General features: G+C 60.1%; 23 protein-coding genes. 14 read left to right on the forward strand and 9 right to left on the reverse strand.

Features of this window, described 5'->3' with window-relative positions; all coding sequences use genetic code 11:
• Positions 1–44: 44 nt before the first annotated feature.
• From ACOYQJ_RS16395 to ACOYQJ_RS16425, 7 genes are all read left to right on the forward strand, one after another.
• The gene (locus ACOYQJ_RS16395) at positions 45–1,550 is read left to right on the forward strand and encodes an ABC transporter substrate-binding protein (RefSeq protein ID WP_422907121.1); all 1,506 of its coding nucleotides are present in this window, start codon (positions 45–47) and stop codon (positions 1,548–1,550) included.
• Between the two features lie 68 nt (positions 1,551–1,618).
• Positions 1,619–2,533, forward strand: coding sequence for an ABC transporter permease (locus tag ACOYQJ_RS16400; protein ID WP_422907122.1), 915 nt, complete (start codon positions 1,619–1,621; stop codon positions 2,531–2,533).
• A gap of 3 nt (positions 2,534–2,536) precedes the next feature.
• Positions 2,537–3,457, forward strand: a complete 921-nt coding sequence (locus ACOYQJ_RS16405; RefSeq protein WP_422907123.1) for an ABC transporter permease — start codon at positions 2,537–2,539, stop codon at positions 3,455–3,457.
• The gene (locus tag ACOYQJ_RS16410) at positions 3,454–5,082 is read left to right on the forward strand and encodes an ABC transporter ATP-binding protein (protein ID WP_422907124.1); all 1,629 of its coding nucleotides are present in this window, start codon (positions 3,454–3,456) and stop codon (positions 5,080–5,082) included. Before ACOYQJ_RS16405 ends, ACOYQJ_RS16410 begins: the two co-directional genes overlap by 4 nt.
• Positions 5,082–6,044, forward strand: coding sequence for a 2-hydroxyacid dehydrogenase (locus ACOYQJ_RS16415; protein WP_422907125.1), 963 nt, complete (start codon positions 5,082–5,084; stop codon positions 6,042–6,044). The genes ACOYQJ_RS16410 and ACOYQJ_RS16415 overlap by 1 nt, the downstream gene beginning before the upstream one ends.
• On the forward strand, positions 6,041–7,081 hold the full coding sequence (locus ACOYQJ_RS16420; protein WP_422907126.1) for a DUF475 domain-containing protein: 1,041 nt from the start codon (positions 6,041–6,043) through the stop codon (positions 7,079–7,081). Before ACOYQJ_RS16415 ends, ACOYQJ_RS16420 begins: the two co-directional genes overlap by 4 nt.
• A 1-nt stretch (position 7,082) precedes the next feature.
• Entirely contained in the window at positions 7,083–7,805 is a 723-nt protein-coding gene (locus ACOYQJ_RS16425) for a FadR/GntR family transcriptional regulator (protein ID WP_422907127.1), read from the forward strand.
• A gap of 17 nt (positions 7,806–7,822) precedes the next feature.
• Here the strand turns inward: ACOYQJ_RS16425 and nadC are convergent, their stop codons facing one another.
• The 3 genes from nadC to nadA are packed head-to-tail and all read right to left on the reverse strand — an operon-like array spanning position 7,823 to position 11,293.
• Positions 7,823–8,671, reverse strand: coding sequence for a carboxylating nicotinate-nucleotide diphosphorylase (gene nadC, locus ACOYQJ_RS16430; protein WP_422907128.1), 849 nt, complete (start codon positions 8,669–8,671; stop codon positions 7,823–7,825).
• Positions 8,668–10,236 carry an L-aspartate oxidase gene (locus tag ACOYQJ_RS16435; RefSeq protein ID WP_422907129.1) on the reverse strand — a complete coding sequence of 523 codons (1,569 nt, stop codon included), beginning with the start codon at positions 10,234–10,236 and terminating at the stop codon, positions 8,668–8,670. Before ACOYQJ_RS16435 ends, nadC begins: the two co-directional genes overlap by 4 nt.
• A gap of 7 nt (positions 10,237–10,243) precedes the next feature.
• Positions 10,244–11,293 (reverse strand): quinolinate synthase NadA, encoded by a 1,050-nt coding sequence (nadA, locus tag ACOYQJ_RS16440; RefSeq protein ID WP_422907130.1) that lies wholly within the window; start codon positions 11,291–11,293, stop codon positions 10,244–10,246.
• A gap of 385 nt (positions 11,294–11,678) precedes the next feature.
• Between nadA and ACOYQJ_RS16445 the strand changes: the two genes are divergently transcribed.
• The 3 genes from ACOYQJ_RS16445 (at position 11,679) to arsB (ending at position 14,172) form a co-directional block, all read left to right on the forward strand.
• A complete protein-coding gene (locus tag ACOYQJ_RS16445) occupies positions 11,679–12,497 on the forward strand; it encodes a transglutaminase-like domain-containing protein (protein WP_422907131.1) in 819 nt (272 codons plus the stop codon).
• Positions 12,498–12,687: 190 nt separating this feature from the next.
• A complete protein-coding gene (locus tag ACOYQJ_RS16450) occupies positions 12,688–13,083 on the forward strand; it encodes a hypothetical protein (RefSeq protein ID WP_422907132.1) in 396 nt (131 codons plus the stop codon).
• 78 nt (positions 13,084–13,161) lie between these two features.
• Positions 13,162–14,172 carry an ACR3 family arsenite efflux transporter gene (gene arsB / locus ACOYQJ_RS16455; protein WP_422907133.1) on the forward strand — a complete coding sequence of 337 codons (1,011 nt, stop codon included), beginning with the start codon at positions 13,162–13,164 and terminating at the stop codon, positions 14,170–14,172.
• Between the two features lie 45 nt (positions 14,173–14,217).
• Here the strand turns inward: arsB and ACOYQJ_RS16460 are convergent, their stop codons facing one another.
• The gene (locus ACOYQJ_RS16460; protein ID WP_422907134.1) at positions 14,218–14,952 is read right to left on the reverse strand and encodes a Crp/Fnr family transcriptional regulator; all 735 of its coding nucleotides are present in this window, start codon (positions 14,950–14,952) and stop codon (positions 14,218–14,220) included.
• 144 nt (positions 14,953–15,096) lie between these two features.
• Between ACOYQJ_RS16460 and ACOYQJ_RS16465 the strand changes: the two genes are divergently transcribed.
• The 3 genes from ACOYQJ_RS16465 (at position 15,097) to ACOYQJ_RS16475 (ending at position 16,798) form a co-directional block, all read left to right on the forward strand.
• Positions 15,097–15,366 (forward strand): hypothetical protein, encoded by a 270-nt coding sequence (locus ACOYQJ_RS16465; protein WP_422907135.1) that lies wholly within the window; start codon positions 15,097–15,099, stop codon positions 15,364–15,366.
• An 85-nt stretch (positions 15,367–15,451) separates the two neighbouring features.
• A complete protein-coding gene (locus ACOYQJ_RS16470) occupies positions 15,452–15,586 on the forward strand; it encodes a hypothetical protein (RefSeq protein ID WP_422907136.1) in 135 nt (44 codons plus the stop codon).
• 216 nt (positions 15,587–15,802) lie between these two features.
• A complete protein-coding gene (locus ACOYQJ_RS16475) occupies positions 15,803–16,798 on the forward strand; it encodes a DUF3179 domain-containing protein (protein ID WP_422907137.1) in 996 nt (331 codons plus the stop codon).
• A gap of 316 nt (positions 16,799–17,114) precedes the next feature.
• On the opposite strand, the gene ACOYQJ_RS16480 is transcribed toward ACOYQJ_RS16475, so the two are convergent.
• Positions 17,115–17,774, reverse strand: coding sequence for a hypothetical protein (locus ACOYQJ_RS16480; protein WP_422907138.1), 660 nt, complete (start codon positions 17,772–17,774; stop codon positions 17,115–17,117).
• 347 nt (positions 17,775–18,121) lie between these two features.
• Here ACOYQJ_RS16480 and ACOYQJ_RS16485 point away from each other — a divergent pair, with 347 nt between their 5' ends.
• A complete protein-coding gene (locus tag ACOYQJ_RS16485) occupies positions 18,122–18,802 on the forward strand; it encodes a hypothetical protein (protein ID WP_422907139.1) in 681 nt (226 codons plus the stop codon).
• Positions 18,803–18,814: 12 nt separating this feature from the next.
• On the opposite strand, the gene ACOYQJ_RS16490 is transcribed toward ACOYQJ_RS16485, so the two are convergent.
• The 4 genes from ACOYQJ_RS16490 to ACOYQJ_RS16505 form a co-directional block, all read right to left on the reverse strand.
• Positions 18,815–19,054 (reverse strand): hypothetical protein, encoded by a 240-nt coding sequence (locus ACOYQJ_RS16490; RefSeq protein ID WP_422907140.1) that lies wholly within the window; start codon positions 19,052–19,054, stop codon positions 18,815–18,817.
• Positions 19,055–19,180: 126 nt separating this feature from the next.
• Entirely contained in the window at positions 19,181–19,981 is an 801-nt protein-coding gene (locus tag ACOYQJ_RS16495) for an inositol monophosphatase family protein (protein WP_422907141.1), read from the reverse strand.
• On the reverse strand, positions 19,978–21,045 hold the full coding sequence (locus ACOYQJ_RS16500) for an ABC transporter ATP-binding protein (RefSeq protein WP_422907142.1): 1,068 nt from the start codon (positions 21,043–21,045) through the stop codon (positions 19,978–19,980). The genes ACOYQJ_RS16495 and ACOYQJ_RS16500 overlap by 4 nt, the downstream gene beginning before the upstream one ends.
• Positions 21,042–22,283, reverse strand: a 1,242-nt coding sequence (locus ACOYQJ_RS16505) for an ABC transporter permease (RefSeq protein ID WP_422907143.1), incomplete at its 5' end; no start/stop codon positions are given. The genes ACOYQJ_RS16505 and ACOYQJ_RS16500, both read right to left, overlap by 4 nt.

The following is a 22,283-nucleotide window of genomic DNA, read 5'->3' on the forward strand; positions in this document are numbered from 1 at the left end:
GCCTGAGGAGAGGTCGCCGGAATCGGGGATTAGGGAGGAAAACCATGACCCATACCTTTGGACGCCTTTCGGCAGTATTGCTGGCGACGACTTTCGCCAGCACGGCTTTGGCGCAGGACAATTCGCTTACGGTCGTGTTGTCGGAAGAACTTGAAAACGTCGAGCCTTGCATGGCGTCGAAGTCGAACATCGGCCGCGTCATCCTGCAAAACGTCTCGGAAACGCTGACCGAGCGGGTGCCTGGCTCTGGCCTGCAACCGCGCCTTGCAGAAAGCTGGGAGGACATGGGCGGCGGCACATGGCGCTTTCACCTGCGCGAAGGCGTGAGCTTTTCGGACGGCACCGCGCTGGATGCCGCTGACGTGGCCTTTTCGATTGAGCGCAACAAGTCTGACAAATTCGTCTGCGAGATCGGCGCCAAATATTATGGCGGCATGACACTGACCACCAGTATCGTTGACGACACCACGATCGACATCACGTCGGATCCGGCGCAGCCGATCCTGCCGCTGCTGATGTCGACACTGACGGTTCTGCCCTCGGAAACCGATACCGAAGCCTTTGTCGATCAGCCGATTGGCACCGGCCCCTATACCTTTGACGAATATGCCCGCGGCCAGCACATCAAACTGAGCGCGCGCAGTGACTATTGGGGCGATGCGCCGACAGTGCAGAATGCGACCTATGTTTTCCGGTCCGAAAGCGCCGTACGCGCCGCAATGGTCGCCGCAGGTGAAGCCGATATCGCGCCGAACATTGCACTGCAGGACGCCACGGATCAGGCGACCGACTACAGCTATCCGAACTCGGAAACCGTCTATATGCGCCTCGACAACAACACGGCGCCGCTGGATGATGTCCGGGTCCGTCAGGCGCTGAACTACGCGGTCGACAAAGAGGCCTTCGTCGGCACGATCCTTGCCAATGGCACTCTGCTTGCCACCGGCATGACCCCGCCTTCGACCATCGGCTACAACCACGATCTGCAGCCCTATGCCTTTGATCCGGAAAAAGCCAAGGCGCTTCTGGCCGAAGCCAAGGCAGATGGTGTTCCGGTCGACAGCGAGATCCTGCTGATCGGGCGTCTTGAGAACTTTGCCAACGTCACCGAAACCATGGAGGCCCTTCTGGCCATGTGGCAGGACGTCGGCTTTAACATCAAGCTGAACATGGTCGAAACCGCCGAGTGGAACGAGTACTACTCCAAGCCCTTCGTCGCGGACAAAGGTCCGATCTTGGTCGAAGCGATGCATGACAACGCCAATGGCGATCCGGTCTTTTCTATGTTCTTCAAATACGCGTCCGAAGGGGCCCAGTCTGGTGTTACCGATGCCAAGTTGGACGGTATGATTGCAGCTGCGACGGCGGCAACCGGGGACGAGCGGGAAACTTTGTGGAAAGATACCTTTGCCTATATCTTCAACGATCTCGTTGCAGATGTTTTCCTGTGGCACATGGTGGGCTTTACCCGCGTCAACGAACGGTTGGATTTCGAACCGACCATTCGCACAAACTCTGAACTGCAACTGGCGCAGATCAAGTTCAAGTAAGTCAAAAACAATCTTCGCGGGGGCAAGTCCAAAAGCCTGTCTCCGCGTATTCGACCTGCGGAGCCGTCATGACAAGCTTTCTGAGCAAACGCGCGATCGCAAGCGCCATATCTCTTATCGTGCTGATCGTGCTGGTCTTTTTCCTGTCACGTCTGACAGGTGACCCGGCCTCGCTGTATCTGCCGGTGGATGCCTCGGCCGAAAGCCGCGAAAGGTTTCGCGAGATCAATGGCCTCAACGATCCGCTGATCCTTCAGTTTTTTCGCTATGTCGGGGATCTGGTGCAGTTCGATTTCGGCATGTCGATCCGCCGCAGTGAGCCGGCGCTGGATGCAGTGCTGCGCGCCTTTGTCTGGACGCTGCAACTGGCGGTGATCACCATGTCGCTGGTGACAATAGCCGCGATTGCGGTGGGCAGCCTGGCGGCTTTCCGGGTTGGCGGGCTGTTTGACCGCCTGGCCACTTTCCTTTCCCTGATCGGTGCCAGCGCCCCGGATTTCTGGATTGCAATCGTGGCGATCGTGGTCTTTTCCGTGAACCTTGGCTGGGTGCCAACTTCGGGCACCGGGACGGTCTGGCACTGGATCCTGCCGATCATGGTGCTGTTCATCCGGCCCTTTGGCCTGATCGTGCAAATCGTCCGCGGCGCGATGATCGCGGCGCTCAGTTCGGCCTATGTCAAAACCGCCCGTGCCAAGGGTGTTCGCAATCGACCGATCATCTTTGTCCACGCCCTGCGCAACGCCATGTTGCCTGTCATTACAGTGATTGGCGATCAGGCTGCGGCGCTGTTGAACGGAGCCGTGGTGGTCGAAAGCGTTTTTGGGTTCCCCGGTGTGGGCAAGCTGATGATCGATTCAATTCTGCAAAGGGACTTCACAGTGGTATTGGCGGCGATCTTTGTCACCGCGGTTGCCATATTTGTCATGAACATCGTGATCGACATCCTCTACGCGGTGCTCGATCCCCGCATTCGGTACTGACCCATGGCCGTCACAGAGACCTCGCAACCCTTGCCCGATGCGCCGCCCGCCTGGCTTTCCATTTTGCGGATGCTTTGGCGGGACAAGTTCGCGCTCTGCGCCGCGATCTTCCTGCTTGTCGTCGTGTTTTGCGCGGTTTTTGGGCCAATGTTGCTTGATGGTATCGCGACCAAACAAAACCTGCGCGGGCGCAATGCGCCGCCTTTTGACTGGTCCAAGGCATGGGTTTACTGGCTGGGCGGCGATGCGCTTGGCCGGCCCCTGCTGGCGCGGATGATTGTTGCAGCGCAAAACACCATGATGGTCGCGGCCGGCGCGGTTGTTGCCTCAATGTGCATCGGAACGGCGCTGGGGCTGATTGCGGGCTACACCTTTCGGATCACCAGTCAGGTCATCATGCGACTGGCGGATGTGATCATGTCCTTTCCCTCGCTGCTTTTGGCGGTGATCGTGCTTTATATGCTGTCGCCTTCGGTGGGAAACCTTGTGGTTGTGCTGGCGATCACGCGGATTCCGATCTACCTGCGCACCACCCGCGCCGAGGTGCTGGAGGTCCGCGAACGCATGTTCGTGCAGGCCGCGCAGGTCATGGGGGCCAGCACCCGAAGGATCGTGTTTCGCCACATCCTGCCCATCGTCTTCCCAACGCTTGTGACCATCGCTACGCTGGATTTTGCCTTTGTCATGCTGGCGGAAAGCTCGCTCTCGTTCCTTGGCATCGGCATTCAGCCGCCCGAGATAACCTGGGGTTTGATGGTGGCCCAGGGGCGGCCCTATCTGACCAACGCCTGGTGGCTGTCTTTCATGCCGGGTCTTGCCATCATTCTGACCACGCTGTCGCTGAACCTATTGTCAAACTGGATGCGCACCGCGCTTGATCCGGTTCAACGCTGGCGGCTTGAGATCGCGAGGAAATCGAAATGACCGGTCATCTTCTTGAAGTGCGTGGCCTCACGGTGGATTTCCACACCGCGCAAGGGATCGTGCATGCGGTGCGCGATGTCAGCTGGCATCTCGACCGGGGCGAATGCCTTGCCATATTGGGCGAGTCCGGCTCGGGCAAATCAGTTTCGGCCTCGGCCATCATGAACCTGATCGATTGTCCGCCGGGCGATATCGTCGCCGGTGAAGTCCTGTTCGAAGGCCGCGATTTGCTGCGGATGACCGATGAAGAACGCCGCCAGTTGAATGGCAAACGCATCGCGATGATCTTTCAGGACCCGCTGAGCCATCTGAACCCTGTCTATACCGTGGGTTTCCAGATCGAAGAGATGATGACCGCGCATGGCACGCCAAAGGACAAGGCCCGCGCCCGCTGTCTTGAACTGCTCAAACGGGTCGGCATCCCTGAGTACGAGGACAAGATCGACGCTTATCCGCACCAGTTCTCGGGCGGTCAGCGGCAACGTCTGATGATCGCCATGGCGTTGGCGCTTAAACCCGACATACTGATCGCGGATGAACCGACGACAGCCCTGGACGTGACCGTTCAGGCGCAGATCCTCGCGCTGCTGGAAAAGTTGCGCGAAGAGACGGGGATGGGGCTTTTGCTGATCACCCATGACTTGGGCGTCGTCGCCGAGGTCGCGGATCGCGTGGTGGTTATGAACTCGGGCCAGATCGTCGAAACCGGCAGCGCCAGCCAAGTTTATCACAACCCTGTGCACCCCTATACCAAAAAGCTGATTGGCGCTGTGCCGGGCAGCGGCCAGATGACCGCCCCGCTGCAAACGGACATGAAGCCGCTTTTGGAAATCAACGGGCTGACAAAGTATTTTGGCGCCTTTGCCGCGTTACACAGCGCCAACCTGACGGTTCTGCCGGGGGAAACCGTGGCCATTGTGGGCGAAAGCGGGTCGGGCAAATCGACCCTTGCCAAGACCTTGCTGCGGCTGGAAGTTGCGACCTCGGGCGAGGCGCTGTACGAGGGCAGGGACCTTGTCACCATCTCTCCGCAAGAGCTGTACAAGTTGCGCCGCGATATCCAGATGGTGTTTCAGGACCCGACGCAATCGCTGAATCCGCGGATGACGGTCTATGACATCATCTCAGAAGCGTTCATCATCCATCCGGACATCCTGCCCAAGGCGCAGTGGCGAGACCGGGTGCGCGAGTTGCTGGATCAGGTCGGGCTGGAGGCTGGGCATATGCACCGCTATCCGCACCAGTTTTCGGGTGGGCAAAGACAGCGGATCGCCATCGCCCGGGCCCTTGCGCTGGAACCCCGGCTGATCGTCTGCGACGAAGCTGTTTCCGCGCTGGATGTTTCCATTCAGGCGCAGGTTATCGACCTGTTGACCCGACTTCAGGATGAATTGGGGCTGAGTTATCTGTTTATCGCGCATGATCTGCCCTTGGTGCGCGATTTCGCCCATCGCGTTGTGGTCATGCAGGGGGGCAAGATTGTCGAGCAGGGCCCCGTGGCACAAATTTTCGAAAACCCGCGCATGGACTACACCCGCAATCTCATGGCCGCGTCGCTGAACCCGGACCCGGATATTCAGGCACAGCGCCGAGACGCGCGGCGCGCATTGCAAGAGGCTTCGTAATGGGCAAACCTGACGTTCTGGTAATTTTCCCCGCTCGGCCCAAGGCAATGGCCCAGTTGGAAGCGGCTTATACGCTGCATCGCCTTGATGAAGCGACCGACAGAGGCGCCTTTCTGGCAGAGTTTGGCCCACGCTGTACCGCGATTGTGACCAATGGCCATGCAAACCTGACCCGCGCCGATCTGGAGTATCTGCCCAATCTCAAGATTGTCGCCTGCTCCTCGGCAGGGTTCGAAAACATCGACGATCAGGCGCTGCGGGAAAAGGGGATCCCTCTGACCAACAGCTCGGACGCGTTGTATGATGATGTGGCCGATATTGCGCTGCTGCTGACGTTGGCCTGCCGCCGGGAGCTGGTCCATGCGCATGATTACGTCCGTTCGGGGGATTGGGGCGAAAAGGGCATGTACCCGCTGCTGTCTTCGGTCAAAGGCAAGCGCGCCGGGATCGTCGGGCTGGGCACCATCGGCTCAGCCATTGCGCGGCGGTTGGAGCCGCTGCGCGTCGAACTGGGCTATACCTCGCGCAGTCGCAAGCCCGTGGACTACGCCTTTCATGAGACCGTCACCGGCCTGGCCACCTGGGCGGATATACTGATTGTCGTTGTTCCGGGAGGTCCTGATACCGAAGGGATGATCAATGCCCAAGTGCTTGAGGCACTGGGGCCGCAGGGCACCTTGGTCAACGTGGCGCGTGGCAGTGTCGTGGACGAGACCGCGTTGATCGATGCCCTGAAAACCGGCAAGCTGGGCAGCGCAGGGCTGGACGTCTACCTGAACGAGCCGAACCCCAACCCGGCGCTCACCTCATTGCCCAATGTCACACTGTACCCTCACCATGCCAGCGGAACCGTGGAAACCCGCGATGCCATGGCGCAAACGGTGGTCGACAATCTGGCCGCCTTTTTCGCGGGCGAACCCCTGCTGACGCCGGTCTATGCCCTACCGGACAGCACCGAATGAACCCGCTGTTGTCCTATTTCCGCTGGCCGATGATCCTGACGGGTCTGGGTTTGGCGCTGGCGTGGTGGCTGGGCTATCAAACAACCGGGACCGCTGCGGGCGGGCTGTCGTTCTTTTTGATCGGGTCGGTTCTGGCGGTGCTGGAAATCTCGCTCAGTTTCGACAATGCCATCGTCAATGCCAACAAGCTCAAAGATATGACACCGGTCTGGCAGCGCCGCTTTCTGACCTGGGGTATCTTGATCGCAGTCTTCGGTATGCGCATCGTCTTTCCATTGGCGGTTGTGGCCATCGCGGCCAAGATCGGCCCGATCGAAGCCATCATCCTTGCCGCCAAAGCCCCGCAAGACTACGCCCGCATCATGGACGAGGCGCATCTGTCGATTTCGGCCTTTGGCGGGACATTTCTGATGATGGTGGCGCTGAATTATTTCATCGATCAGGACAAGGACGTGGACTGGTTGCGCGCGATTGAGACGCGGCTGCGGGACTGGGCCTCGATCCGCGGGCTTGAGGTGGCGCTGGTGCTGGCGACGGCTCTGGCTTTTTCAGTCAATCTGCCGGGTCAGGAGGGGGCGGAATTCCTCTTTGCCTCGGTTTGCGGGCTGCTGACCTTTCTTGCGGTGGAACTGCTGGGCCATGTGCTTGATGCGTCGCAGGAAACCAAAAGCGCGGCGGCTTCGGGCGGCCTCGGCGCCTTCCTTTATCTCGAAGTTCTGGATGCCAGCTTTTCCTTTGACGGGGTGATCGGCGCCTTTGCCCTGACGCAAAACCTGTTTCTCATCGCCATCGGGCTGGGGATCGGGGCGCTTTATGTGCGGTCGATGACCCTGATGCTGGTCGAACGTAAGACACTGGCGCAATTTCGTTATCTGGAACACGGCGCTTTTTATTCGGTGCTGGTGCTGTCGATCATCATGTTCGCGCAATCGGTTGTGCATATCCCCGAAGTTATCACCGGGCTGATTGGTGCCTGCCTGATCGGTCTGTCTTTGATGGCCTCAATCCGCTACGAACGCTCCATCGAAAGAGGCTGACATGTCGCAATCAATGTCCCGTCGCGCGCTCTGGATGCAGAAGATCGCCGATCAGATCAGCCACAGTCTGACCGAACGGATCGCCGATGGAACGCTGTCACCCGGCGACTATGCCGGCTCGCGCGATGATCTGGCGGCGGAATTCATCACCAGCGGATCCGTCGTTGACCGAGCCATCGAGGCGCTTGTGGACGAGGGCTGTCTTGTCGAGGGTCCGGACGGCGGGTTCGTGGTGGCCGAACCCATGGGGGGCGAAAATGCCTTTGAACTGCCGAAAGGCGAAACTCTGGCAGATGTGAGGGCCATTTTGGAAATGCGCCTTGGATTGGAAGCCGTCGGGGCGGCGCTGGCCGCTGAGCGACGCACCGATGCCCAGCTGGATGTGATCCGACTGGCCAAGGAGGCTTATGAACAGGCGGCGAAACGTGGCGAGGGTGCCGCGCAGGCCGATTTCCGGTTTCACCACGCGATCGCGGCGGCCAGTGGCAATCAATACCTGTCGGACCTGTTGAACCACCTTGGCCCCTTGCTTATTCCGCGGATGCGCCTGTCGATGCCGCGCGGACCCGAGGCCGGACGGGACGAACATTTGCAACGCTCGGTGAGGCAGCACCGTGCGATCTATGACAAGATCGAAGCGAAGGATTCAGACAACGCGCGCATCCTGATGCGGGAACATCTGCTGAGCGCGCTTGAGTTGATCGACACGATGTCCGTGGACTAAAGGGGCCTGAAGGCCGCTTAGAAATCGAGACCCAGATCAACCGTGCGGGCCGAATGGGTCAACGCCCCGGACGAGATATAATCGACGCCCGTGGCCGCAATCGAGGCGATCCGATCAAGTTTGACGTTGCCGCTGGCCTCGGTCTGCATTCGACCGTTCACCATGCTGACCGCCTGCCGCAGCATATCGTTGTCCATGTTGTCCAGCAGCACGACGCTCGCGCCGCCGGTCTCAAGCACTTCGGCCAGTTGGTCCAGACGGTCCACTTCGATTTCAACCGCCATCATATGCGAGGCATGGGCCTTGGTCGCCTCGAGCACAGCGCGCACGCCCCCGGCTGCGGCAATGTGATTGTCCTTGATCAGGATCGCATCGGACAGCGAATAGCGATGATTGAAGCCACCGCCATGCAGAACCGCCAGCTTTTCGACCACGCGCAGACCCGGCGTTGTCTTGCGGGTACAGGTGATCCGCGCTTTTGTGCCCTTCGCCTCGGCCACGAACCCGGCGGTTTTTGTGGCGATTCCGGTCAGGCGACCGGCAAAGTTCAGCGCGACACGTTCCCCCGACAGGATCGCGGCGGCCGAACCCTTGATTTCCATCAGAACGTCGCCTTTGCGGCAAGGCCGTCCGTCTGCGATATGCGTGATGATCTCAAGGGTCGGGTCAACAAGGCGAAAGGCCAGCGCCGCCACTTGCATCCCCGAGACGACAGCCTCTTCGCGCGCATTGAGCCGCGCGTTGTAAGTCGTGCCGGTGGGGATAACGGCGCGGGTTGTCACGTCGCCATAGCTGCCAAGATCCTCCATCAGCGCGTTGCGCACGAGGGGTTCCAAAATCAGGTCGGGAACGGTGGCAAAGCTCATGTCTGGTCCTTGATGACTTGGGTGCGGTAGGCCATGGCCTCGGCAAGATGAATGCGCGACCGTTTTCCAGGGCCGGGCAGCGTGTCCGGAAAGTCCGACCGCGCATGCGCCCCGCGACTTTCTTTGCGCTGAAGGGCGCAGACGGCGATCAAGGTGGCGGTCGCACACATGTTCAGAAAGGCCGAGCTGCCGGCGTGTGCAGCTTCGAGATCGGCGATGATACGCAGCGCTTGGCGCAGGTCGGTCGCATCGCGCACCACGCCAACAAGGTCGGTCATGGTGCGGCGCAGCTTGGCGACAGCCGCGTCATCCGGCGCCGTGCCGCCGGTTTCAAAGCTGACCTCAATCGTTGGAACGTCGGCTGTGGCGGGGATCGCGGCTTCGATCCCGTCGGCGCAGATACGGGCGTAAACAAGCGCCTCGAGCAACCCGTTTGAGGCCAGACGGTTGGCTCCGTGCAGACCTGTCGATGATGCCTCGCCGCAGACCCAGAGATTGCCAAGGCTCGCGCGGCCCTGCATGTCGGTGGCGATCCCGCCCATGTGGTAATGCGCGGCGGCGGCGACCGGGATGGGCTGAACGGCCGGGTCGATTCCATTGCGGGCGCAGTATTCGGCCACGGCGGGAAACAGGTCCTTGATCCGCTCGCCCAGCACCTGGCGCGTGTCCAGCATGGGGCGATTGCCGGCCTGCGACTGGGCAAAGATCGCCCGGGCCACGATGTCGCGCGGCGCCAGTTCGGCGTCGGGGTGCACGTCCAGCATGAACCGCGTGCCGTGCTTGTTGATCAGTATGGCGCCTTCACCGCGCAGGGCTTCGGTCGCCAGTGGCGCGGGATCTTCGCCGACGTCAATCGCAGTCGGGTGGAACTGGACGAATTCAGCGTCGGCAATCTCGGCCCCGGCTCTTGCGGCCATGCCGATGACCTGACCGCGAATGCGCGGCGGATTGGTGGTGTTCGCGAACAACCCGCCCGAGCCACCGCCCGCCAGAAGATAGGCCGCGCCGCGCAACATGACCGGGGTTGAGCGGTCATCATGGGCCTGCTGGATCGCCACACCCGTCACAACGCCATCGCTGACATCCAGACCCGCGGCCATGGTGCCTTCGAGCACTTGGACCGAAGGCGTTTCGCGCACCTGCGCGATCAGCGCCTCCATGATTGCGGCACCTGCCTGATCGCCCTTGACCCTCACGACGCGGGCATAGCTGTGGGCGGCCTCGCGGGACAGCACATAGCCGCCATCGTCGGTCCGGTCGAAAGGTGCGCCGCGCGTGGTCAAATCAAGGATGTACGCGCGTGCCTCGCGGGTCACAAGATCAGCGACGGCCGGATCGACGGTGCCCGCGCCCGCGCGTACGGTGTCGCGTGCGTGGTCGGCGGGGCTGTCGTTGTTGTCCATTGCAGCGGCGACACCGCCCTGAGCCCAAGCCGAGCTTGCGCCCAGCCCGAGTGTCTCGGGCGAGATCATCACCACCGGGCGGGGGGCAAGTTTGAGCGCGGCATACAGACCGCCAAGGCCCGCGCCGACGATGACGATCCGATCCGTCGTGATTTCCTTCATCGACGTCTTACAGTCCCAGTTTGCGCGACAGATCGATCATGCGCTGCACGGAAAGACGCGCCTTATCCGCCACAGCGGGATCAATTTCGACCTGATTTTCCATGCTGTGCAGCACCCAGAGGATTTTCTCGAGCGTGATCTTCTTCATGTAGGGACACATGTTGCAGGGCTTGGCGAATTCGACCTCGGGCAATTCGTCTGCGATGTTCGAGGCCATCGAACATTCCGTCACAAGCATCGCCTTTGAGGGCTTATGCGCGTGTATCCAGTCGAGGATGCCGCTGGTCGAGCCGGTATAATCTGCCTCGGCCACCACGTCAGGGGTGCATTCGGGGTGCGCGATGATCTTCACGTCGGGGTCGGACTGGCGGTAGGCACGCAGATCCTCGGCGGTGTAAAGTTCGTGCACGATACAGGAGCCTGCCCAGTAAACGACCTTTTTCTTTGATTGGTTCGCCACGTTTTGCGCAAGGAACTGATCGGGGGTCATGATGACCGTGTCGCCTTCCATCGCGTCGACGATCTGCAAGGCGTTTGAAGAGGTGCAGCAGATGTCAGAGGCGGCTTTTACTTCGGCGGTGGTGTTCACGTAGGACACCACAGGCGCGCCGGGATACTTGGCGCGCATTTCTTCAACGCCCTCGGCGGTGATGCTTTCGGCCAAGGAACAACCCGCTGCCATGTCAGGCATCAATACGGTCTTTTCCGGGCTGAGGATTTTCGAGGTCTCGGCCATGAAATGCACGCCCGCCTGCACGATGACATCGGCATCCACCTCGGTGGCCTTCATCGCGATCTGGAGGCTGTCGCCCACGTAATCGGACACGCCGTGGTAAATCTCGGGCGTCATGTAGTTGTGCCCCAGAATGACCGCGTTGCGCTGTTTCTTCAGGTCATTGATGGCTTTGACATAGGGTGCGTAAATTGCCCATTCGGGCGGCGGCACCACACGATCCATCCGGCTGTAGATATGCTGCATGGATGCGGCCAACTCGGGCGACGGTGCGAGATCGTAATGCTCGGAAAGCTCCGAACGAATTTGACTGTAATCGAGCAACAGCAAGTCTCCGGTTGCGAGGTTTGGCACGTCGTAAACGCTTTTGCCGAAAATACCCAGCCTTGCCGGCAGATTCGAGCGGAAACTCTCTGCTTGTGCAGGGCAATCGTCTATCGCTTCAGAATTGCACAGGAAAACAGGACTCTTCCCACTGAGACCGGGGTGTCTTTCCATAATTCGACTAACATGGATCAGCGCGGGTTCTCACAAAGCGGTGTATTGGAAGGCAGTCTTGCTGTGCCTGCTTGTTTTTCGGGCGGCTTGGCGCGGGCGCGAACACTGCAAAGAGCTGGAAGTCCCTGGCGCCGATGAACTCGGGTAGGGTCGGTTTCCATGCGTTTCGCGTCTCCAAGACCCGAAACCGATCACCGTCAGGAGCAAATACATGCGGATAAGCTTGGGCTGCCGTCTACAATACAACTTGCCGCAACCAACGCAGATGATTGCCATCTTGAACGTGCATTATTCTCGTGTCGGCGATCTTGAGCGACCCGACTATCTGGTAACCACGCCAAGCGTGCCGATCGAAAGCTATCGGGACGGCTTTGGCAACTGGTGCACGCGGCTGATGGCGCCGCAGGGCGATTTCACACTGACCACGGATGGCATATTCCGCGACACCGGTTTGCCCGATCCCGCTTCGCCCGGCGCGTGGCAGCATGAAGTGCAGGACATCCCCGGCGAAATGCTGGTTTATCTTCTGGGCAGCCGCTATTGCGACACCGACATCCTCTCGGATGAAGCCTGGCGCCTGTTCCAGATGACCGAGCCGGGATGGCAACGGGTACAGGCGATCTGTGATTTCGTGCACAACCATGTATCCTTCGACTACATGCAGGCCAATTCGACACGCACTGCATCGCAGACACTGGCCGAGGGGCGCGGCGTTTGCCGTGATTTCACCCATCTGGCCGTCGCCTTTTGCCGCTGCATGAACATTCCGGCGCGCTATTGCACCGGCTATCTGAGCGACATCGGCGAGCCGTTGCCGCATGCGCCCGGGGATTTCGCGGCCTGGATGGAGGTTTATCTGGGAGGCCAGTGGTGGGTTTTCGATCCGCGCAACAACAAGCCCAAGATCGGCCGCATTCTTGTCGCGCGCGGGCGGGACGCTGCGGATGTCCCGCTGACCCACAGTTTTGGTCGCAATATCATGACGGACTTCAAAGTTTGGACGGACGAGATCCCGGAACCTGCCTCTTGATGCGACACGAAACGTCGTAAACCCGGCGCGAAGCCCTATATTCAGACAAGCCAAATGCATTCTCGTGGCGTAGCCTCCGGTGGCTGCGGGACTGCGGCGGCCAGCCCTGACATCATGAAATCCAAACCCGGCTTTGGCTGGCTTGTCGCGTGATGGGTCACGCGGAACGGCACAGCACATGAAAGGACGCATGCAATTGGAAGACCATACCAGCAAGACCGTCGCGGTCTTTGCGCGGCCCTTTACCGTTCCCGGCTTTGACGAGACGCTACCAGCTGGTGAGTACGATATCGAAACCGAACTGAGTTCGCCCCCAGACCACCACAACCCGGAGATCTGGAAGGCTTCGGTCATGGTTCACCTGCATCCGCGAACCTCGCATCCCGGCCTGGCGCGGAGCTTGACCGTGTCATTGGCGGATCTCGATCGCGCACGCGCAAAGGACAAGCTGTCTGGAAATGAACTGTCGCAGGTTTTTCTGGAAGAGATGCTTGCTGACCCGATGGTGCAATTGGTGATGGAGGCGGATGGCGTTTCGGAAATGCAGTTGCGCCTCCTTTATTCTGGCGCGCGGACGAAGCCCTAATCGCAGCACCACCTTGCTATTGCCAATCCGGGGCAGAGAGTTCCAATTGTGGACAGGTTCGGAAAATGAGGTGCCCGCATGAGCGTTTTCGAAAAGTATCTGTCGGTCTGGATTGCCCTTGCGATGGTGGCCGGGATCGTTGTCGGCAATATCGCTCCAAGCTTGGTCAACGCTATTGCTGCCGCTGAATTCGCGAGCGTCAATCTGGTGGTCGCGGTTCTGATCTGGGCCATGGTCTATCCGATGATGGTCGGGGTCGATCCGGGATCGTTGCGCGACGTTGCCCGACAACCCCGAGGCCTGTTGATCACGCTCGTGGTGAACTGGCTGATCAAACCCTTCACCATGGCGGCGCTTGCGGTGCTGTTCTTTCAGCACATCTTTGCCCCGTGGATTCAGCCCGAGGATGCGATGCAATACGTTGCCGGGCTTATCCTGCTTGGGGCCGCTCCCTGCACGGCGATGGTTTTTGTCTGGTCGCAATTGACCCGCGGCGATCCGACATATACGCTTTTGCAAGTCTCGGTGAATGACTTGATCATGGTCATCGCTTTCGCGCCCATCGTGGCGTTCCTGTTGGGGGTCACCGACATCACGGTGCCTTGGGAAACGCTGGTCTTGTCGGTGTTGCTGTTCATTGCACTGCCACTGGCTGCGGGGATGCTGACGCGCAAGCGGCTGGGGGATGACGCCGCGATCGAGGCGTTTCAGGCGCGGGTCAAACCCTTTTCCGTGGTTGGGCTGATCGCGACCGTGATGATCCTGTTTGGCCTTCAGGGGCAGGTGATCGTGTCCAAGCCGTTTGTCATTGTGTTGATCGCAGTGCCGATCATGCTGCAAAGCTATGGCATCTTTGCGCTCGCTTATGCGGCGGCCTTTGCCCTCAAGGTGCCGCACCGTATCGCGGCCCCCTGTGCGCTGATTGGCACCTCCAATTTTTTCGAACTGGCGGTGGCCGTCGCGATCAGCCTGTTTGGCCTGAATTCAGGAGCCGCGCTGGCGACGGTGGTCGGGGTGCTGGTCGAAGTACCAGTCATGTTGACACTGGTTGCCATCGCAAATCGCACACGCGCGCGCTTTGCCACGTGACGTGATAAGTGGTCCGCCTGACGCTTGTCGTTGCGGTGGCCCTTTTCATTTCAATAATGGGCCGGTCTGATCCAGATAGGTTGGGTCAAATTCGGCCAGCGCGACCAGTCTTGCGTAGTTGTCAAAGGTCACCCGGCCGTCGCGGAACGTGACCAGCCCGTCTTCGCGCAACTTGCGCAGAACGCGATTGACGTGCACCGCGCTTAACCCCAGCGCATCCGCAAGATGGTATTGCGTCAGCGGGCAGAAATAACCTTCCCGGCTTCCCATGCCGACCAAGGCCAGCCGCGCGCCCAGTTCCAAAAGAAAATGCGCCATACGTTCATTCGCATCGCGCCGGCCAAGCCCCACCAGATGTTCAACCACCATGGCCTCGTCCCGCGACAGCGCCCAGAGAATGGCAGTGGCCAAGCGGGGCGTTTGTGCGAACGCGTCCAGCAAGTCATCAACCAGAACTTCGGCAGCCTGAATGTTCACGATTGGCTCGATGCTGTGATCCGATGCGTGCAGCAGGACGCTGCGCAATCCGAGAAAGTCACCGGGGATCTGAAAGTCTACGATCTGCCGCGACCCATCCGGTTGCAGCTTGTATGAACAGGTCCAGCCGGACGCCAGAATATAGGCCGCCTGCTGGGACTGGCCCTGATGAACCAGATCGCGGCCAGCGACGAATGCCTTGCGGCGCTGATGCAGCCGCTGCAAGACCGCCAACTCCTTTTCAGACAGGGCGACAAAGGCAGAAAGCTTTTTGGTGAGGGGACTGCGATCTATGGCGTTCATGTGCCCTCCCGGGCCGGTGCGGATATCATGACGAAAGCGGGCTGGAGACTGCTTTCGATCAGTTCAGCCCGAAACTTTTTCTGCGAAGATGCTTGTGTCGATGCGGCCTTGCTCGCCGCCACCCAAATTTTCGGAAGCCCTGCGATGCCCGATCACTCAGATTATTCCGGAATGGCCGCTCTTTCGATTTGCGAAGCCCTCCTGCTTGCGATGAACGATCACGGGTTGCTGCCCGAGCATGAGATCGTCGGGGTTTTGCGCGATGCGGCAGCGACCCACGAGAATGCCGCCGGATCGGATATCGACCTCGCCAAACATGTGGCGGTCGCGGGGCTGATAAACAAGATCATCGCTGGCGGAAACTCGGTCCGGCGCAAATCGGTACCGGCAAAAGACGACAGACAGGATGACTGAAGGCACGCGGTGGCATGGTGATTCCATCACCCTGACCGCATTGGCAAAGATGTGACTCAACCGTTTGGTATCGAAAGGAAAACAGATGTCCAAGGGTGACAGAAAACGTGGCAATCGTGAAGTGAAGAAGCCGAAGAAAGTCAAGGACAAGGTCATTGTGACAGCTGATTTCACGAAGGGCAAAACCGCCGTGAATATCGGGGAAAAGAAAAAGCCCTGACCCCGTTCGCGCTGGCTTGGACCCGCGCCTTCGTTGATCTGACCAACTCGAAGCAGCGGGCGTGATTGCATTGGCAGTCACGCCCGTTTGGTTGCGCTCGCGCCGTGTGTCACGATCTTTGCACAGTTATGTGAAGAGCGTAATGCAGTCGTTGCGCGCTAGTCTTAAGGATACCGGCCCAAAACTGGACCATTTCGTTCACAAGGAAGCCCAAGCATGACGGTCAGGCAACGCCTTACGATGACAGTGGTGACTGCGTCCATGATCAGCTTGGCAGTCCTTGTCTTCAGCGCAGTCACGACACAGGCACAGGACACTCGATTTGCGCAAAGCTGGCCGAAGACGGATTTTTCGCGCAGCACCGTCGATCTGTCTGATGTCATCTCGGGCGGGCCAGCGAAAGACGGGATACCGGCGCTGTCCAACCCGCCCTTCATCCCGGCGCAATCGGAAAATCGTCTCGATGCCCGGGAACCGGTGATTACCTTTGTTCCGCCCAAAGGCCCGGCGCGGGCTTATCCAGTGCGCTACCTGATGTGGCATGAGATCGTGAACGATACCGTTTCCGGGCGCCCGATCACCGTCACGTTTTGCCCGCTGTGCAACACGGGTATGGTTTTTGACCCTCGTGTAGACGGCGAAACGTTGGATTTCGGGGTCTCCGGCCTGCTGCGCCATTCCGACATGATCATGTACGATCGACAGACCGAAAGCTGGTGGCAGCAGGCGCTTGGGCAGGGGATTGTCGGGCGGCATGCAGGCAGGCAGCTTGAACAATTGCCCGCATGGATGGAAAGCTGGGCGGCGTTCCGCACCGCCTACCCCGAAGGGCAGGTGATGGACGAGCCGAAGTTGCCGCGCAGCTATGGTACCAATCCTTACCGCGGGTATGACACCGCGCGGCCGTTTCTGTACTCGGGCGAAAACCCACCCCATGGCATCGACCCGCTAGAGCGTGTTGTGCGGGTAGGCAACCGCGCCTGGCCGCTCAGCCGGTTGCGGACCCAAGGCCGGATCAGCGAAGCCGGCGTTGTACTGACTTGGCGCGAAGGGCAGGCTTCGGCCTTGGACAAGGCGCAGATCGGCGCGGGGCGTGAGGTTGGAAACATTCGGGTCCAAAGCCCAAGCGGCGCAGACGTTGTGCATGATATCCCCTTTGCCTTTGCTTTTCATGCGTTCCATCCAAAAGGGATCTGGATGCTTGGGAAATAGTGGACCGCGCTTAGGTGATCTGCCTCAAGACTGGTCAGGAGAAAACACCATGCCGCCCGAAATGAACAAGATCCTGCCGAATCTCGTGGCAACAGCCCTTGTGCTGGTGTTCGCCGGGCTTGGCGGTGCTGAATGGTTGGGCGCCCACCCACTGTGGGCGGTCAAGGCAGGTTTGGTTGGCTCAGCCATTGGGGTTGCTTTGTACGGGGTGGCACGTTTTGTCGGGATGGGGCGGATGTGGGCGGTGCTTTTGCCAAGCGCAGGATTGATCTTGGCGAACCTTGCGGCATACTATGGCAAGCAAGTCTTTGCCGCGTCATTCGCCGAGGATGCCCTCGCGGGGCGCTTCTGGTTCTTTGGCTGGTTCGGAATTTTCGCCATGTTTGTCTGGCTGGCCAATGCGCTGATTGCCTTTCTGTTCCGGCGGTGAAGCCGTGTCCCAAGTCAGGATATGCGGATCAAATCCCTTTGCCAGATGCGGTTTTACGATCTGGAAATAGGGCGAAAGGTCAAAATCACGCGGCGCGAACAGTGAATGGTGGCGGATATGGAGGATTTCCTTGCGGGCGTAGCGCGAGCCATTGCGCAGCTTGATCACACGCACGTCGGGCAGGATCGGATAACGCACCGATTGAAAGGCCTGCGCGATCAGCGATGAACAAATGGCTCGGGTCGGATCACCCGAGCCGAAGGCCAGCATTCGTCTGCGCCAGCGCACCGGCACGGGCGGCGTTGGCAGGAAATACCGGGGAAGGTCAAAGATATTGCGAAGGCCATATTTCAGCCCGATCCTGTGAGCCAAGAAGTCGGTCACCGCCTTGCGGTCCTCGGGTGTCAGCCCGACGGGTCGGCAAATCCGGGTGTTATAGCGGGCGTATTTCGACAGCGGCGCCGAGACACATCTTTCGCCCAGATTGACCTCGACAAGGCGGTGCGGGTCGCTGCCATCGGCGGGCGGATCAAAGCGATCGCCCACATACATCGCAGCATGGGACCATGTGGATTGCGTCAGGTACTTGATGGCCGCGCCGGTTCCGGCCTGTCCTTCGACAAAGATGACACCGCCTGGACGCAGGGTTTCGCAAAGGGTTTCATGGTGGTCTTCTCCTTACAGATGCGGGATGGACTCGCGCCTGCGCCGCGCGTTACAAATTTTGGTCTCATGACTAAGTGAGGCGGCGCTTGTTTTCCCTTTACCCCGTGTCTGTCAGCCGAAATCCTGCAAAGCGGAGGCTACCTGAATGCCTAAGCCCCTTTTCCTGCGCCGCAGTCCGACCGAGAGCGGCAATTCTTGGCGGCCTTTGTGGTCGGCGGAGCGACCGTTTGATTGACGAAAAAGGCGATCCGACGCCCGAGCGTGGCGCGCTTTGGCGTATTGCAGGTCGGCTTTTGGTGGTGTTGGTGATTGCCTGGGGCGCGCATTTGGCGCTGAACTGGGCTAACGGGTTGGTGGACTCGGGCGGATTGGCCATGCGGGTAGGCATGTTGTCCGTATTCCTCCTTGTCTATGCCATCTTGATCGCGATCCCCTTTTTGCCCGGCATCGAAATTGGCATGGCGCTTATGGCGATCGAGGGGTCGTGGATTGCGCCATTGATTTACGTGGCGACGCTCGGCGGATTAACACTGGCCTTTGCCGCTGGTGAATGGATGCCCTACGAGCGCCTGTATCAGATTTTCAAAGACCTGCGGATGCGCCGTGTGTGCGTCCTTCTGAAAACGGTGCAGCCGCTGGACCGCCAGACGCGGCTGGACCTGTTGCGCGACCGGGCGCCGCGTCTGTTGCGGCCTTTGGTGTCGCGGTTTCGCTACGTTGTTCTTGCCATTCTGGTCAACCTGCCGGGGAATTCGATCATCGGTGGGGGCGGGGGGATCCTGTTTATCGCGGGGTTCAGTCGCCTGTTTCGACCGTTGGCTACGATTGTTACGCTTGCCTTGGCTGTCGCCCCGGTTCCATTGCTGGTCTGGGCGTTCGAGATCAACGTACAGGATTGGTTTCGCTGACAGTGCGGCGCGCTAGGAGCCAGTTGACTTGCTGCCGTGAAGTTGCGCAAGGATGTCGGTGATGCGGGCTTCGTCGTCAAACTCGGCGCTTTCGAGGGCAATGGCGTGATCTGCCGTATCCTTGGCCATCCGCATCTGTTGGACGAAGGCACCACATCCCTTGCACATCGCCATATGCAGCGGCATCTGAACGGACTCCCAGGTCGACAGCTCGCCATGACGCGCAAGTCGTTCCCCAACCCGAGTGTTCACGAGGATGTTTTCTTTTGAGAGCAGAAGGTTAGCCGGCCCGAGGATCACGGCGATTTCAAAACGCTTTTTTCCGCTCTTGGTAGCGATCCAAATAGCTGTCCGAAAGGCGGAAAAGGTACTGGAAATCTACCAGTCTTTTGCCGTCCCAAATCCGCACAGTGCGGTCAATTCGTCATAGACCGCTGGCCCGGCGCCCAGCACCGGGGCCGGTTCGGTGATCAACTCTCCGTCCGGAAAAGACAGAACGCGGCCTCCGGCTTCGTTGATGAGCGCATAGCCTGCCATGCAGTCCCAAGCGCTCATCCTTGGTTCGGCATAGCCCACCAGCCGCCCTGCCGCGACCCATGCCAGCATCAGGGCGCCAGAGCCATAGCGCACCCAGGCCGAGCCTGCTTCCATCAGGTCCGCCAGCATCTGGCCGACCCTTTCGCTGGCAACGCGGTCGTTGGCCCCAACACCAAGCAGACCCGAGCGCAGATCCCCCTGCGCCACGCCAATGGGGGCGCCGTTCAGCGTGGCCCCCATTCCACGCGCGGCGACGAAAATCTCGTCCAGCATGGGGGCGTAGATCACCCCAAGCGCGGGCCCGTCAGCGTCACATCCTCCGATGGACACACACCAGCCCGGCAATCCGTTCAGATAGGGCGCGGTACCGTCAATCGGGTCGATCACCCATGTAAAACCGGATTGTCCCGGGCTGATCCCGTGTTCTTCGCCCAGTTGTGCATCCTCGGGAAAGGCGCGGGTCAGAGCGTCGCGGATCAGGGTTTCAACCTCGCGGTCCGCTTCGGAGACAAGGTCTGTCACGTGGCGCTTTGTGGTGATCACCAAGGCATCGCGCCGGTGGAAATGGTCAAGCGCCAATTGGCCTGCAGCGCGGGCAATTTCGGTGGCTTGGATCAGCCGGTCGGACATCAGATCGCTCATGCGTCACCCGCCGGGATCAGTGCGATGCCGCGCGGGCGCAATTCGAGCGAGACAGCGGTGCCTGCGGGCAGGGGCGTGTCGCTTTCGGCATCGACCGCGAAAATGCGCCCCAAAGGTCCGTCGATTTCGTATTCCACGTGATCCCCCAGATAGGCCGAAGTGGCCACAACGCCGGGTACGCCTTTGCCCTCTTGCAGCACGCGCATCGCGTTGGCCCGCAACGACAGCCGTGCTGGACCGGGCGGCACGCCGCGGCTGGGCAAAGGCAAGGTCACGCCGCCCAAATTGACCTGCGCGACATCGCCTTCGATATGCAGAACCTGCCCTTCGACGACATTCGCCTCACCGATGAAATCCGCGATGAAATCCGAAGCGGGGGCGTCGTACAATTCGCGCGGGGTGCCGATCTGCGCGATCAGGCCGTCCTTCATGACAACGATCCGGTCGGAGACGGCCAGCGCCTCTTCCTGATCATGGGTGACGTAGACGGCGGTAAAACCAAGCCTTTGCTGCAACTCGCGGATCTCGGTCCGCACCCGGCGGCGCAGACGTGCATCGAGGTTGGACAGTGGTTCGTCCAGCAACAGCACCTGCGGTTCCAATACCAACGCCCTTGCGACCGCGACGCGCTGTTGCTGGCCGCCGGACAGTTCGGCAGGCAGTCGTTTGCCCATACCGCCAAGTCCCACAAGGCTGAGCGCGTCCTCGGCCGAGGCGCGGGCTTCGGTTGGCTTCACGCCGCCTGATTCCAGTCCGTAGGCGACGTTTTGCGCCACGGTCATATGCGGAAACAGCGCATAGCTTTGGAAGACCATCGACACATCGCGACGATCCGCAGGCAGGCGCGTCACGTCCTGCCCGCCGATCAGAATTTCCCCCGACGTCGGGCTTTCCAACCCGGCGAGCATCCGCAACGTCGTGGTCTTGCCACAGCCGGAGGGGCCCAGAAGTGTCACCAATTCTCCCGGCGCGATGTTCAGGGTCAGTTCGGGAATGGCGGTGAAGTGGCCAAAATCTTTCCGCACACTGCGGAATTCAACGGCGCCGTGCAGCGGCTGTTTCATGCGGGTACTTCCTTGTCGTTGGCCAGTTTGCCTTCGTCCTGTCGCCGGATCCGCCGTTCGCCAACCAAAAGCTGAAAGCCTCCGATGACGGTGATCATCACGATGATCAGCACCGAGGAATAGGCGATGGCAATACCGTATTCGCCGTTCTCGACCAGTCCGACGATATAGGCCGTGGCCATGTTGTATTTTGCACTGACCAGAAAGATCACCGCGGAAATCGACGTGATCGCCCGCACAAAGCTGTAGACCAGCGCGGCAAGGATCGCGGGACGCATCAAGGGCAGGATGACCTTACGCATCGTGCGCCCAGATCCTGCGCCCAGCGTGAGGGAGGCTTCGTCCAATGATCCGTCAAGTTGCGCCATGGCGGCCACGCCGCCGCGCACGCCGACGGGCATGTTACGGAACACAAAGCAGGCAATCAGGATCGCGGCGGTGCCGGTCATCTGGATCGGGGGCAAGTTGAAGGCCATGATATAGCTGATGCCGATCACGGTGCCGGGGATGGCAAAGCTCATCATCAGGGCGAACTCGAAGACCGAGCGTCCGGGGAACCGCTGTCGGACGATCAACCAAGCGGTCAGTAACCCGACGGCGGCGGTCAAAGGGGCAGCGATCAACGCGATCTTCATCGTCGTCCAGAAACTGTCCCAAGCCACGCCGGTCCAGCGCAAGCCCTCTTCCCAGCCTATGCCGAACGCGCGGACATAGTGGTCAAATGTCAGTGAATGATCCAATCCCCAGACCTTCACGAAACCGCCGAACAGGATCATCGTGTAGATCGCCAGCGTAAAGGCGCCCCAGAAAATGACGATCCCGGTGACGGGTAGCGCCACCCGGGCAGGCAGTTGTGCATGGCGTCCGCCATCGCCCTTGCCGGTCACGGTCGCATAGTTCTTGCCGGCCAGCCAAAACCGCTGAGCCAAAAAGGCCGAGAGGGTAAAGACCAGCAACACGCTGGCCAGTACCGCCGCCCGCGCGGGATCGTTCTGGGCGCCGACCACCGCAAAGAAAATCTCGGTCGAAAGCACACCGCCAGAGCCGCCCAGCACCAGGGGGTTACCGAAATCGGCCATCGATTCAATGAATCCGATCAGAAAGGCATTCGCCAGGCCCGGCGCCATCAACGGCAGCGAAATCTTGCGGAATGTGCGCCACTGATGGGATGGATGGCTCCCGCTTCCGGCATCGCAATGTGCCACATTGGGTGCTGTAACATCACCAATGACGGGAGC

Origin of the sequence: Pacificoceanicola algae (assembly GCF_049341065.1) — a bacterium.
GTDB lineage: Bacteria > Pseudomonadota > Alphaproteobacteria > Rhodobacterales > Rhodobacteraceae > Pacificoceanicola.

Coding starts and splice junctions, on each gene's coding strand:
- ACOYQJ_RS16395 (WP_422907121.1), top strand. CDS start 45: ATGACCCATACCTTTGGACGCCTTTCGGCAGTATTGCTGGCGACGACT.
- ACOYQJ_RS16400 (WP_422907122.1), top strand. CDS start 1,619: ATGACAAGCTTTCTGAGCAAACGCGCGATCGCAAGCGCCATATCTCTT.
- ACOYQJ_RS16405 (WP_422907123.1), top strand. CDS start 2,537: ATGGCCGTCACAGAGACCTCGCAACCCTTGCCCGATGCGCCGCCCGCC.
- ACOYQJ_RS16410 (WP_422907124.1), top strand. CDS start 3,454: ATGACCGGTCATCTTCTTGAAGTGCGTGGCCTCACGGTGGATTTCCAC.
- ACOYQJ_RS16415 (WP_422907125.1), top strand. CDS start 5,082: ATGGGCAAACCTGACGTTCTGGTAATTTTCCCCGCTCGGCCCAAGGCA.
- ACOYQJ_RS16420 (WP_422907126.1), top strand. CDS start 6,041: ATGAACCCGCTGTTGTCCTATTTCCGCTGGCCGATGATCCTGACGGGT.
- ACOYQJ_RS16425 (WP_422907127.1), top strand. CDS start 7,083: ATGTCGCAATCAATGTCCCGTCGCGCGCTCTGGATGCAGAAGATCGCC.
- nadC (WP_422907128.1), bottom strand. CDS start 8,671: ATGAGCTTTGCCACCGTTCCCGACCTGATTTTGGAACCCCTCGTGCGC.
- ACOYQJ_RS16435 (WP_422907129.1), bottom strand. CDS start 10,236: ATGAAGGAAATCACGACGGATCGGATCGTCATCGTCGGCGCGGGCCTT.
- ACOYQJ_RS16445 (WP_422907131.1), top strand. CDS start 11,679: ATGCGGATAAGCTTGGGCTGCCGTCTACAATACAACTTGCCGCAACCA.
- ACOYQJ_RS16450 (WP_422907132.1), top strand. CDS start 12,688: ATGCAATTGGAAGACCATACCAGCAAGACCGTCGCGGTCTTTGCGCGG.
- arsB (WP_422907133.1), top strand. CDS start 13,162: ATGAGCGTTTTCGAAAAGTATCTGTCGGTCTGGATTGCCCTTGCGATG.
- ACOYQJ_RS16460 (WP_422907134.1), bottom strand. CDS start 14,952: ATGAACGCCATAGATCGCAGTCCCCTCACCAAAAAGCTTTCTGCCTTT.
- ACOYQJ_RS16465 (WP_422907135.1), top strand. CDS start 15,097: ATGCCCGATCACTCAGATTATTCCGGAATGGCCGCTCTTTCGATTTGC.
- ACOYQJ_RS16470 (WP_422907136.1), top strand. CDS start 15,452: ATGTCCAAGGGTGACAGAAAACGTGGCAATCGTGAAGTGAAGAAGCCG.
- ACOYQJ_RS16475 (WP_422907137.1), top strand. CDS start 15,803: ATGACGGTCAGGCAACGCCTTACGATGACAGTGGTGACTGCGTCCATG.
- ACOYQJ_RS16495 (WP_422907141.1), bottom strand. CDS start 19,981: ATGAGCGATCTGATGTCCGACCGGCTGATCCAAGCCACCGAAATTGCC.
- ACOYQJ_RS16500 (WP_422907142.1), bottom strand. CDS start 21,045: ATGAAACAGCCGCTGCACGGCGCCGTTGAATTCCGCAGTGTGCGGAAA.